The 12,703-nt window shown below is 36.0% G+C and carries 10 protein-coding genes; all 10 read left to right on the top strand.

Annotated features, from left to right (window positions below):
• Positions 1–235 precede the first annotated feature (235 nt).
• The 10 genes from NKG37_RS00980 to NKG37_RS00935 all read left to right on the top strand — a co-directional run bounded on the left by NKG37_RS00980 (position 236) and on the right by NKG37_RS00935 (position 12,606).
• The gene (locus NKG37_RS00980) at positions 236–874 is read left to right on the top strand and encodes a YesL family protein (protein ID WP_254415642.1); all 639 of its coding nucleotides are present in this window, start codon (positions 236–238) and stop codon (positions 872–874) included.
• A 19-nt stretch (positions 875–893) separates the two neighbouring features.
• A complete protein-coding gene (locus NKG37_RS00975) occupies positions 894–2,645 on the top strand; it encodes a cache domain-containing sensor histidine kinase (RefSeq protein ID WP_254415641.1) in 1,752 nt (583 codons plus the stop codon).
• Between the two features lie 4 nt (positions 2,646–2,649).
• The gene (locus tag NKG37_RS00970) at positions 2,650–4,191 is read left to right on the top strand and encodes a response regulator (protein ID WP_254415640.1); all 1,542 of its coding nucleotides are present in this window, start codon (positions 2,650–2,652) and stop codon (positions 4,189–4,191) included.
• Between the two features lie 177 nt (positions 4,192–4,368).
• Positions 4,369–5,664 carry an ABC transporter substrate-binding protein gene (locus tag NKG37_RS00965; RefSeq protein WP_224428167.1) on the top strand — a complete coding sequence of 432 codons (1,296 nt, stop codon included), beginning with the start codon at positions 4,369–4,371 and terminating at the stop codon, positions 5,662–5,664.
• Positions 5,665–5,865: 201 nt separating this feature from the next.
• The gene (locus NKG37_RS00960) at positions 5,866–6,765 is read left to right on the top strand and encodes a carbohydrate ABC transporter permease (RefSeq protein ID WP_212117311.1); all 900 of its coding nucleotides are present in this window, start codon (positions 5,866–5,868) and stop codon (positions 6,763–6,765) included.
• 5 nt (positions 6,766–6,770) lie between these two features.
• Complete coding sequence (locus NKG37_RS00955; protein WP_224428169.1) at positions 6,771–7,676, top strand: carbohydrate ABC transporter permease; 906 nt, start codon at positions 6,771–6,773, stop codon at positions 7,674–7,676.
• A 43-nt stretch (positions 7,677–7,719) separates the two neighbouring features.
• A complete protein-coding gene (locus tag NKG37_RS00950) occupies positions 7,720–8,823 on the top strand; it encodes a beta-galactosidase BglB (RefSeq protein ID WP_224428170.1) in 1,104 nt (367 codons plus the stop codon).
• A 32-nt stretch (positions 8,824–8,855) separates the two neighbouring features.
• Positions 8,856–10,841, top strand: a complete 1,986-nt coding sequence (locus tag NKG37_RS00945) for a beta-galactosidase (RefSeq protein ID WP_254415639.1) — start codon at positions 8,856–8,858, stop codon at positions 10,839–10,841.
• A 109-nt stretch (positions 10,842–10,950) separates the two neighbouring features.
• The gene (locus tag NKG37_RS00940; protein WP_224428172.1) at positions 10,951–12,237 is read left to right on the top strand and encodes a Gfo/Idh/MocA family oxidoreductase; all 1,287 of its coding nucleotides are present in this window, start codon (positions 10,951–10,953) and stop codon (positions 12,235–12,237) included.
• A 231-nt stretch (positions 12,238–12,468) separates the two neighbouring features.
• Positions 12,469–12,606: an RAxF-45 family protein gene (locus tag NKG37_RS00935; protein WP_192840959.1), complete on the top strand. Its 138-nt coding sequence runs from the start codon at positions 12,469–12,471 to the stop codon at positions 12,604–12,606.
• Positions 12,607–12,703 lie beyond the last annotated feature (97 nt).

The raw sequence follows: 12,703 nt of genomic DNA, 5'->3' as shown, positions 1-12,703 counted from the left end.
GCTATTTACCCTATTAATAACATGATTAAACCTAAAAAGATTGAATTTTGGATCTTATCTCCCATATGAGTATGAAATTTTGTAACTAAGAGAGAGGATTCTAAATGTTGGAGTAAAATTTCCTCTGTATCTATAGATACATATTCCTTTTTTTTACATAACGATAATTATTTTATGTAAAGGCTTTCAACTATAGTGTACAATAAATAAAAAAAGGAATAAGGGAGATGGGAGATTGGTACACATTTTATCAAATGGCGTCTATAAGTTTTGCGAATGGGTAACACGACTGGCTTATGTAAATATACTATGGCTCTGCTTTACTGTTTTAGGCTTAGGTTTATTCGGATGGATGCCAGCAAGTATGGCAATGTTCGCTGTGACAAAAAAATGGGTGAATGGGGAAACCGATATCCGTATTTTTCCTGTCTTTTGGAATAGCTATAAGCAAGATTGGTGGAAAGGCAATATTCTTGGGATAATTATTGCCATTACCTTCTTTTTATTTTATCTGGATTTTCGGATTATCGGAACTTTTGAAGGAAATACAACACTTTTGCTTTTCGTTATGCTTGGCTTGTTTCTGTCTGTTAGTACTACTTTTTTTTATCTTCTACCTGTCTTCACTTATTACGATCTTAGGTTATTAGAGTATATAAAATATGCATTTATTATCGGGTTTTTACGTCCGTTTCATACGGTAGGAATCTTCATAGCTGTTTTAGGTGTAACTTTAATTGCTTCACTTCATATTACGCTCCTTCTATTCTTTAGTATTAGTTCTCTTGCATTTGTCATCACATGGATTGCCAATAAAGCTTTTGCCAGTATTGATCATCGCCTGCGTAAGGTAAATCAGCAAAGGCTTGTTTAATTCAAAGAGGAGCTTTCATATGAAAAACTGGATTTCTTCTGCAATGAATAAGTATCGGCAGTTAAAAATAAAAAATAAGCTCATTCTAACTATTTTATTAATCATGATTGCTTCTCTGTCATTTTTATTAATCGGATTCCAATATGCCTTTCATGTTTATGATCAGTTATATTATCAAAAAACAACCGAAGTTTTACATATGTCTACCAATCAATTAGAAAAAGAATTAAAAAATATCGAAGAAATCTCTTATTCATTAATGACAGATAATAAAATTCAGAAAAATTTAGTCGAAGTGAAGGAGAACGCCAATCCCTATCAACGATATCAGTTGGAAAATGAACTTTGGGATTTACTAACGGAGTATGTAGGATCTTCTAAATATATTCATTCCATTCATTTATTCGATGTAAATGGAGATGAATATCGGGCTGGTGGGTATACATCTCCTATTATTTCCGAGCAGAAGAATGAATGGATCGCGATTGGCGAAAGGAGTAATGGGGCGAATCAATGGATAACAGAGACCGATAGTAATAAAATCTTTGCAATTCGAAAAATAAGAAGACATCAAAATTTAAGCTTGGAAACATTAGGGACACTGCTTATTCAAGTTAATTTAGATAAAATAGTGGAAGATAGCGCATCAACAAATAATAAAATGACTAGTAATATGATGATTAGCAGTGGAAACAATCCATTTTTTTATAATGGGTTATTTCATGAGATAGAAAAAATTCCATATCTTCCGAATACGAAGGTTGGCTATCAAATACAGACATTGGATGGAGAGAAATACTTTATAACCCATACAACTTCCTCATATGTTGATTGGGTTTATTGGAACATCGTTTCCTTTGATGCGATTATTTCGAAAGTGAAAACAACAAAATATGTTATGATAGCAATCTTCCTTTTACTAAACCTAGTTGTGCTATTGATGGCAATTCTTTTCTCTAGTAAATTAACAAAGCCAATTGAGCAGCTTGTGTTTGCGATGAAAAATGTGCAGAAAGGAGATTTATCGATCAATAATACGTTACAACCTGTTGAATCAAAGGATGAAGTCGGCATTCTCACGGATCATTTTATTCTGATGATTGACCGAATTAATACATTAATTAAAGAAAATTACGAAAAACAGTTATTAATCAAGGATACTGAGTTTAAGGCTTTGCAGGCACAGATTAACCCTCATTTTTTGTACAATACGTTAGAATCGATTAACTGGCAGGCAAAAATGAATCAGCAAACAGAAATATCAAGCATGGTTGAATCTTTGGGCTATTTATTGCGAAATGCTATTAGTGTTAAAAATGACGTAGTATTGCTCGAAGAAGAGCTTTTTATCGTTTCCCATTATATAAGAATCCAAAAATATCGATATGGCGATCGCTTGATTTTCCGCGAAATTATCTCGCCTGAGACAAAGAAATGCTATATTCCTAAATTGATGATTCAGCCTCTCGTCGAAAATGCGATCCATTATGCGCTTGAAATGATGATAGAGCCATGTGAAATAAAGGTTTCTGGCTATCTTCAAGAAAGTAATTTACATATTACCGTTGAAGATGATGGACCTGGGATGGAGGAAGAACTATTAGCAAAGGTTAGAAAACAAGAGGTAAAAACAAGAGGGACTGGAATCGGGCTTTATAATATTGATTCACGGATTAAGCTTTTATATGGTGAGGAATTTGGTTTAACAATCAAAAGTAAATCTGGAATGGGAACCCAAGTTCATTTAATCATTCCAAATAAATGGCGGTGATAACATGTATAAGGTTCTTCTAGTGGATGATGAAAGAATCATTTTAGAGGGTATTTCAAAGATTATTGAATGGGAAAAGCTGCATACCATGTTAGTAGGGAAGGCAACCAATGGCATAGAAGCATATCAATTAATTGTCGATTTACAGCCTGATATTGTTATTAGTGATATAAAAATGCCTGGTATGAATGGAATGGAGTTAGTTTCGAAAATAAAAGAAGAATATCCCCATATCCATTTTATTCTTTTATCTGGATTCGCTGAATTTCATTATGCCCAAAAAGGAATGGAATATGGAGTTAAACACTATTTATTAAAGCCTTGTAATGAAAACCAAATTATCGAAGCAATTCAACAGACAAGTAGCGAAATTCGTATGAAAGAGAAAAAAGAACATTATTTGATACAGATGAAAAAGAAAATGGAAACTGTGCAGCCCTTTGTGAAAAAGCAATTATTGACAGAGCTAGTTACTAGCAAAAAATCAGAAAAGAAGGTTTTGGCCTACTATGAACGGATCTTTCATACCAAATTGGAAGATAAGCAGATTTGTGTTGTCTTGTTTCATTTAGAGGGAGACTTTAACTATGAACACTTATTTATGTTGGAGAATGTAGGAAATGATATCTTTGAATCTCCTATTCTTTCTTCTAACATTGGAGAACATATTTTGTTTATTGTCGATGCAAAGAGCGGTCAAGATGAACTGCAAGAAAGAATGAAGCAAATTCGAAAAAACTTTTCTTTAGTATATGAGATGGATATGACGGTCGCAGTAAGCAGGATAGGATCTATAACCCTCACAAGAAAGCTTTACCAAGAAGCGCTTGAATGTCTAAGTCATCGTTTCTATTTAGGAGAGGGAAGCATTATTACCAAGAAGGATATACAGCAAGAGCAGGAGATAGATAGTCTAGACTTTGGAGATTTACCATTATTTTTAGAAATCAAGTCAGGTAATTGGGCCAAAGCGGAGGGAGAAATGAACGAAATATTCGAACAGATTTCAGCTAAACGAGATCCTATTCACTTAACAAGAACTCACATCATTCAACTTTTTCTTTCAATCATCCAAGTATGCTGTGCCAAAAGCCTTTCTGACTATATGGGGAAAATATCCTTTTTATTAGAAGCGAAGAGCATTCAGGCGATGAAAGAGTTTCTGCTTTATCATACAAAAGAAATTACCTTTACATACTATGATAAGCACAAATCTTCGCAGTCGCATGTAATCGAGCAAATAAAAGAATTAATTAATAAGGAATTAAGTAATCCGGCGCTTTCCTTAAAATGGGTTGCTACACAAGTTTATATGAATGCAGATTATCTAGGGAAATTATTTAAGCAAGAAACAGGTGAAAAGTTTTCGACTTATGTAACGAGAATGAGAGTGAATAAAGCATTGGAAGAGATTGAGAAGACGGATGAAATCAAAATATTCACCCTTGCGGAAATGAGTGGATTTGGCGATAATCCTCAATACTTTAGCCAAGTATTTAAAAAGCATACGGGTTATACTCCTTCCGAATACAAAAATGCACGCTAGATTAAAAAGTCCTAATTACTCTGGGAAAGAAGTGATTAGGACTTTTTAGCGATGTTTTAAAAAGAATACCTCTGTTTTTTAAACAGGATATCTCTATTTTTTAGATTCCATCAAGTGGGAATAACACGTAAAATTTAAATGAAAGCACTTACAATAAAGAAGGGAGAGGGGGATTGGATGAGGAAGCTTCTCATTTTAGCCTTGAGTCTGTTTGTGGTAACGGCATTTAGTGGTTGTAGTGCATCTAGTAGTAATGAATCAGGCGGAGAAAATGGCAGTGAAAAGATTACGATTCGATTTGCATGGTGGGGTGGGCAGCCTCGTCATGATTACACGACAAAAGTTATTGAGATGTATGAAAAAGAAAATCCTAATGTAAACATCGAGCCCGAATTTGCTAACTGGGACGACTATTGGAAAAAGCTAGCTCCACAAGCTGCAGCAAACCAATTACCAGATGTGATTCAAATGGATATGGCCTATATATCACAATATGGAGAAAAGGGTCAATTGGAAGATTTAACACCTTATCTGGATAATGGAACGATTGATACTAGCTCTATCCCAGAAAATAATATTTCAGGTGGAAAAATAAAAGATAGTCTTTATGGATTGCCAGCTGGTGTGAATGTATTGTCGGTTATTTCTAATGATCGATTAGTAAAAGAAGCTGGGATTGAGATGGATAGTCAAACATGGACATGGGACGACTATGAAAAAATTGCATTGCAGCTACAAGAAAAACTAGGGGTTTACGGATCAAATGGGATGCATCCCCCAGATGTATTTTTCCCGTACTATTTAAGAACACAAGGTGAGCGTTTTTATAATCAAGATGGTACAGGACTAGCTTATACAGATGATCAATTTTTTATCGATTACTTCGAGAGACAATTGCGATTAATTGATGCAGATGCATCCCCAACTCCAGATGAACAAGCACAAATAAAAGGAATGGAAGATGATTTCATTGTAAAAGGTGCTACAGGGTTTACTTGGAATTATTCCAATCAATACTTAGCGTTTTCGCAACTAACAGATGATTCTCTTACAATTAACTTTCCACCAGAACAAGAAACGGAAAGTGCCTTATTCTTAAAGCCGAGTATGTTATTCTCTATTCCAAAAAGTTCAAAGGTGAAAGAAGAGGCAGCTAAGTTTATTGACTACTTTGTAAATAATATCGAAGCCAATAAGATTATTAAGGGAGAAAGAGGAGTTCCAGTTTCTACAGAAGTATCTGATGCAATTAAACCAGAATTAAGCGAATCAGAAACAAAAATTGTGGAGTACGTAGAGTCTGCCACACAGCATGCAAGTCAAGCTGATCCACCAGATCCGATTGGGAGTGCAGAAGTAATGAAAGCACTAAAAGACGTTTCCGATCAAATCTTATTTAAGCAAATTAAGCCAGAAGAAGGCGCGAAGAAATTTAGAGAACAAGCAAATGAAATTTTAGGAAGAAATAAATAGGGAGTTACGCAATGTTTTCTTAGCGATAGTTGGCTTTACTAAGCAAGTTAAGAGAGACGACCGCTCGTTTAAAAAAACAGTTTTCCTTCCGTTCTATATAATTTTAGAACCTATGAAAAATTCACAAAAATAAATGCACGAAAAGTTCAACTTTGAATGATTCGTGCTCTATTTCTGATAGAGAAAGGAGTTGTTTTAGAAATGAAGTCACGTGCTTTAAAAGATAATTTATCCGGCTATGCCTTTATATCGCCATTCATTATCGGCTTTACTGCATTCACCGTTGTGCCGATGCTTATTTCCTTGTATTTATCTTTCACTAATTATGATTTATTTACAACACCAACATGGATAGGGCTTGCCAATTATAAAGAAATGCTCTTTGGAGATGAAAAGTTTTGGAAGTCGTTAAGTGTGACGTTTTATTATGTGCTTGCAGGTGTGCCTCTTCGCTTAATGTTTGCGTTATTTGTGGCAATGCTTTTAAACCAAAATAGGAAAGGAATTGGGATTTATCGAGTTCTTTTTTACTTGCCGTCGATTATCGGAGGTAGTGTAGCAGTTGCTATTATGTGGCGTAATATTTTTGGCAACGAAGGAGTAATCAATGCATTATTGTTCTTTATGGGAATTGATAAGAAAATCCTTTGGTATCAAGATCCGACAAGCGCGTTATGGACATTGATATTGCTTGCTGTATGGCAGTTCGGTTCTTCCATGCTTATATTTCTTGCAGGATTAAAAAATATTCCGCCAACCTATTATGAAGCTGCAAGTGTAGATGGAGCAAGTGCTGTACATAAATTTTTCAAAATTACGCTCCCATTATTAAGCCCAATTATTTTCTTTAATTTAGTCATGCAAACAATATCTGCATTTATGACTTTTACACCAGCCTATATTATTTCCAAAGGGGAAGGTGGTCCTCTTGATGGAACGTTACTGTACCCACTTTATTTATTCCAAAAAGCATTTAATTTTTTTCAAATGGGATATGCATCTGCTATGGCGTGGGTCATGTTAATTATTGTTGGACTTACAACACTGATCTTATTTAAGACATCATCCTTATGGGTTTATTACGAGTCGAAGGAGGATTGATAGACATGGAGACATATAAACAACCGACAAATAATGTTATCGAGCCAAACATCAAGCCAACGATAGAAAAGAAACGCACAAAAATAAATCCCAAAAAAATACTTTTTCATGTAATTACTAGTATTATCGCCATAATAATGCTCTATCCTGTTATATGGTTAATCATGAGTTCTTTTAAAGAAAGTTCATCTATCTTTGTGACTGCTCATTCCCTTATTCCTGATAAATTTATTTGGACCAACTATGCAGATGGATGGAAGGGAATTGCCGGGCAATCCTTTGGAACGTTTATTAAAAATTCATTGACTATTGTAGGGCTATCTACTATTGGGGCAGTAGTGTCCTCGGCTCTAATTGCTTATGGATTTGCGAGAATTCAATTTAAGGGAAAAAGCTTTTGGTTTGCTTGTATGATGGTGACCATGATGCTTCCACATGAAGTATTAATGATTCCTCAATATATCATTTTTGCTAAAATCGGCTGGATTAATAGTTTTAAGCCAATCATTGTCCCTCAATTTTTTGGGCATGCCTTTTTCATCTTTTTAATCGTCCAGTTTATTCGAACGATACCAGTAGAATTAGATGAAGCAGCTAGAATAGATGGTTGTGGCCGTTTTAGTATCTTCTTTCGTATCATTTTACCTTTAATAACACCAGCACTAGCTACTTCTGCTATCTTCTCTTTTTATTGGAAATGGGAAGATTTAATCAATCCAGTTTTATATTTAAATAAGGCTGAATTATATCCAGTTTCCCTAGCTTTAAAATTATTTCTAGATACAGAATCCGCATCAAATTGGGGAGCGATGTTTGCGATGTCTGTTGTTTCGTTAGTACCTGTTATTCTGATCTTCTTTCTATTTCAAAAATATATTGTGGAAGGGATCAGTACAAGTGGTTTGAAATAGTTGAAGTTCTTCGTCCAAATATTTTCTTTATGGAGGGAAAGAGATGGTTGATACTAAGCAAATTTTGGATAAACAACATGTCATTGTTTCGATTGAAAGACTAATGGAGAATCTCGCAAGTATTAAGGACCAAACAGGAGAATACTTGCTCCATTTTGACGGAGTTGTTGTCGATGATAAAAGCTGGGAAGTATGGAATTGGCCCCAAGGTGTAGGCTTATATGGAATCTATAACTATTGGAAAATATCGAATGATCAAAAGGCAAAGGAAATAATGACAGAATGGTATAAGCGCAGATTAACAGAAGGGGTTCCCCCTAAAAATGTAAACACGATGGCGCCCCTGCTTACATTAGCTTACTTGTATGAAGATACGAAAGATCAAACGTATTTGCCTTATTTAGAGGCTTGGGCTGACTGGGTATTATACGAAATGCCAAGGACAAAAGAAGATGGGTTGCAGCACATGACCTATGGGCCAGAAAATAAGAATCAACTATGGGATGACACGTTAATGATGACGGTCTTGCCTCTAGCGAAAATTGGAAAACTTCTTAATAATCAAGCGTATATCGAAGAAGCGAAAAAGCAGTTCCTTATCCATATAAAATATCTTTCTGACCGGAAAACAGGCTTATGGTTCCACGGCTGGACATTTGAAGGGGATCATCATTTTGCCGAAGCATTATGGGCGAGGGGGAATTGCTGGATTACCATTGCTATTCCTGAAATAATCGACATGCTTGAGCTGCCACAGGGAGATTTCTTTCGTGCGTATTTATTGGAAACACTTGCTAGACAGATAGAGTCATTGAAAGAATATCAACATGAGACGGGTATGTGGCATACATTAATAAACGATCGTACTTCTTATTTAGAAGCATCAGCAACAGCTGGCTTTGCATATGGGATATTAAAGTCCATTCACAAAAGGTATATTGGAGCAGAATATAAAGAGGTTGCTCTTAAAGCAGTAAACGCAATTATAAAGGAAATAAATGAACAAGGTGCATTACAAAAAGTATCTGTTGGGACAGGAATGGGGGATTCCTTAGATTTTTATCGCCAAATTCCGAAGACTATCATGCCTTACGGACAATCATTAGCGATTTTATGTCTATCTGAATTTTTATATAGTTATTGCTAGAATCGATAAGCTGTAAAAAGGAGGGGACAGACTTGAGGAAGTTATATCACGGGGCTGCTTTTTATCCAGAATTATGGGAGAAAGATGTAGTCGAGAAGGACATTGTGCATATGCAAGAAATTGGAATTAATGTTGTTCGAATAGGAGAATTTATTTGGTCTTTTATAGAACCAGAAGAAGGAAAAATAGACGTTTCCTACTTAATCGATGTAATTAAGCGATTAAATGATCATGGAATCGATACTGTTTTGTGTACCCCGACAGCAACTCCACCTATCTGGTTGTCGTATCAACATCCTGAACGAATGCATGTAAATAAAAATGGGACTATTATGAGCCATGGAGCGAGACAGCACGTTTGCACAAATAATGCCTATTTTCGTGAGAAAGCTGCTATTATTACAGAGGCTCTTGCCAAAAGCTTAGGGAAACTATCAGGTGTAATTGCTTGGCAGCTAGATAATGAATTTAAATGCCATGTTGGAGAGTGCTATTGTGATACCTGTAAATCCGAATGGCATGGTTGGTTAAAGCGCAAGTATAAAACAATTGAACAGTTAAATACAGCATGGGGTACCCAGATATGGAGCCAATATTATCAATCATTTGAGCAAATCCCGCAGCCTAGTACAACGCCATTTTTGCACAATGCCTCCTTGCAAACAATGTATAAATTATTCACACATGAGAAAATAGCGGAGTTTGCTAAAGAACAAGCCGCTATTATTCGTTCCTACTCAGATGTACCCATTACACATAATGCCACAGTCTTTTTTGATTTGGATCAAGCATTACTATTTGAAAATCTTGATTTTGCATCGTTTGATACATATGCAGTAAAGGAAAATGCCAGCTCCTATTTTATGCTATGTGATTTGTATAGAAATATAAAGAAAGATACTCCTTTTTGGCTGATGGAAACAAGTACTTCCTTTAGTGCTTCCCTTGAAAGATATGCAGCACCACATCCAGATGGATATTTACAAGCTGAAGCAGTGTATGCCTATGCAGCTGGAGCAGAAGGCTTTTGTTACTGGCTTTGGAGACAGCAGCGTACAGGCTGTGAGATTACCCATGGATCTGTTATTAGCGCATGGGGAAAACCGACGATTGGGTATCAAAATGTATTAGAAGTAGAAAGAGTACGGAAGGAATTAGAACCTTTGCTTCTTTCTTCAAAGCCGATGCAAGCAGAGGTGGCCATTTGTTATTCGGACCGGGCAAAAGCTTATTTTCAAACAGAACCATTTAATGGGATTCAGTATAAACAAATTTTAACTGGTTTTTATGAACGATTTATTTCATTAGGAATTTACCGAGACATAATCATGGAACAAGCAGAATTAGATGGGTATAAGTTATTGTTTACGCCATTTATCCCTTATCTTTCCGATGAATATATACAGAAGGCGAAAGCATTTGTAGAGAATGGAGGGATTTGGATAGCAGGTCCGCTAACTGGAGGACGCAGCGGTGAACATGCTATTCATACAGATTGCGCACTTGGAGAGCTAGAAAAACTTGCAGAGGTAGATACATTATTTACGAATCCGTTAGATGGAACTAATACTTTTGGTGAAGCATTTGGTATAACAGCCGAATTAGGCTTATGGAGTACTATTTTTGATACCAAAAAAGGAGAGAATATAGGAGTAATCAAGGAAGGACTAGGTGCGGGCTATTCTTTTATAAAAGAGACGAAAAGAGGTAGAGGCAAGATTGTCATGCTTGGTAGTTTGCCACTTGGTGAACAGGGAGAGAAAATGATAGAAGCGTTAATCCTTCATTATGCAAAAGAAGCTGCTATTAACAGAGAAATGGAAACTACATCGGGTACTGTTCTTATTCCGAGAATCGGAGAAGATGCTACTTATTGGGTTGCAGTAAATATGAATGGGAAAGCAGGCGAAATTACCGTTCCCGAAAATAGGATGGAATGGAGAAGTAATAAAAAACTAGTAAGTGGGACATATGAAATTCCGCCGTTTGATTATAGAGTAATAAAGTACGATTTTTAACTTTCGAGCCTATTTATTATAGGGGTGTTAAAAAAATATTGCGGGGATGCTGGCAACAATCTTTGTGAAAATACTATTACTATAAAAGGTTAAATGGAGGAGGATACGCATGACGAAGAAAACATATGTCCTAGTAGGAACTGGAGGACGTGCGGAGTTTTTCTATGGAGCTATTGCACGCGATTTTAGAGATACTGCAGATTTAGTAGGCTTTTGTGATATCAATCAAACAAGGATGAATTATGCTAATCATTTATTAGAAACAAAGTACTCCTATCAATCAGTTCCTACTTATAAAGCGGATCAGTTTGAACAAATGCTCAAAGAGCTGAAACCAGATTACTGTATTGTTACGACAATGGATCGGACCCATCATACATATATAATAAAGGCAATGGAATTAGGGTGTGACGTCATTACAGAAAAGCCATTGACTATAGATGAAGAAAGAGCGCAATCGATTTTAGAGGCAGTTGAACGGACGAATCGAAAGCTGCGGGTTACCTTTAACTATCGCTATGCCCCGCACAATACAAAAATCAGAGAATTAATTGAAGATGGGGTTATTGGAGATGTGCATGCGGTTCATTTTGAATGGTTGCTTAATACAGAACATGGAGCGGACTATTTTAGAAGATGGCATCGAGACAAACGCAACAGCGGTGGTTTACTTGTTCATAAATCAACCCATCATTTTGATCTTGTGAATTTCTGGCTGCAATCCTATCCAGACACTGTTTTGGCTATGGGAGACTTAATGTTTTATGGCAGAGAAAACGCAGAGAAAAGAGGAGAAACTAAGTTTTATCAAAGAGCTTATGGAAATGATTACGCAAAGTCGGATCATTTTGCCTTACAGTTAGAGGAAAACGAACATTTAAGCAAAATGTATCTTTATGCAGAGAAAGAAGATGGCTATCAACGCGACCAAAGCGTTTTTGGTGATGGGATAAGCACGGAAGATACGTTAGGGCTAATTGCTAAGTTTAAAAATAAAGCTATTCTAACTTATTCCCTACATGCTTATGCACCATGGGAAGGTTTTAATGTTGCTTTTAATGGAACAAAAGGGAGAATCGAAGTCAAAGTGGTGGAAAAGTCGTATGTTAATTCTGGTGGCACTAAAGAGGAAGAAGGTGCACTTTCCTCAATGAGTCTTACTGTTCATCCAATAGTAGGTAAGCCTTATGAGGTAGATATAGAAGAAGGAGAAGGTGGACACGGTGGAGGCGATCCAGTGCTGCTTCGGGATATATTTGGAGAGCCAATCGAGGATCGATTTAATCGGGCAGCTACCCATATTGATGGAGTAAAGTCCATTTTAACGGGAATCGCAGGGAATATTTCTATTAAGACAGGAAGACCTGTGAAGTTAGATTCGTTAGTGGAATTTTAGTAACGGGAATGTATAAATGATGAGTGGATTTGCAAATAGTCTTTAAATTTGAAAGGTCTTGTATTTGGAATAGTCGGACCTACTTTCTCAGTACGATGAGCTGACATATGTATAGTTATGTGAAAAGTCGATAGATTCGAATAGTAATGACTTTTCTTGTTATTATTCTTGTGTGAAAAGATTAAAGACGATATAATAAAAGTATCTTACAAAGAAAAGAGGTGGGGAAGGATGTTAAGTTCAACTGTTTTAGTGCAAGGTTATATGATGGAAAGCCTTTATATTAACCGTGCAAAATTTGCGATGGTAGTTGTTAACGGGATAAGTATGCCCTTTTTTAAACAACTAAATAGCAAACTAAAACAGTGAAAACATCTCTTACCCACATCTATATGGACGGTTAAAGGAGTGCATTTTCATGCGCTCCTTTTTAAATGGCTTAAATGAAGGGAATAGTCATTTTTTA

Source organism: Niallia sp. RD1 (assembly GCF_024219955.1).
Taxonomy (GTDB): domain Bacteria; phylum Bacillota; class Bacilli; order Bacillales; family Cytobacillaceae; genus Niallia; species Niallia alba.
Note: the sequence above shows the minus strand (reverse complement) of the source record. Positions and strands in the feature narration are given on the sequence as shown.

Bases quoted from the DNA above. Each gene is read 5' to 3' on its own strand.
- NKG37_RS00975 (WP_254415641.1), top strand. From the start codon at position 894: ATGAAAAACTGGATTTCTTCTGCAATGAATAAGTATCGGCAGTTAAAA.
- NKG37_RS00970 (WP_254415640.1), top strand. From the start codon at position 2,650: ATGTATAAGGTTCTTCTAGTGGATGATGAAAGAATCATTTTAGAGGGT.
- NKG37_RS00965 (WP_224428167.1), top strand. From the start codon at position 4,369: ATGAGGAAGCTTCTCATTTTAGCCTTGAGTCTGTTTGTGGTAACGGCA.
- NKG37_RS00960 (WP_212117311.1), top strand. From the start codon at position 5,866: ATGAAGTCACGTGCTTTAAAAGATAATTTATCCGGCTATGCCTTTATA.
- NKG37_RS00955 (WP_224428169.1), top strand. From the start codon at position 6,771: ATGGAGACATATAAACAACCGACAAATAATGTTATCGAGCCAAACATC.
- NKG37_RS00950 (WP_224428170.1), top strand. From the start codon at position 7,720: ATGGTTGATACTAAGCAAATTTTGGATAAACAACATGTCATTGTTTCG.
- NKG37_RS00940 (WP_224428172.1), top strand. From the start codon at position 10,951: ATGACGAAGAAAACATATGTCCTAGTAGGAACTGGAGGACGTGCGGAG.
- NKG37_RS00935 (WP_192840959.1), top strand. From the start codon at position 12,469: ATGTTAAGTTCAACTGTTTTAGTGCAAGGTTATATGATGGAAAGCCTT.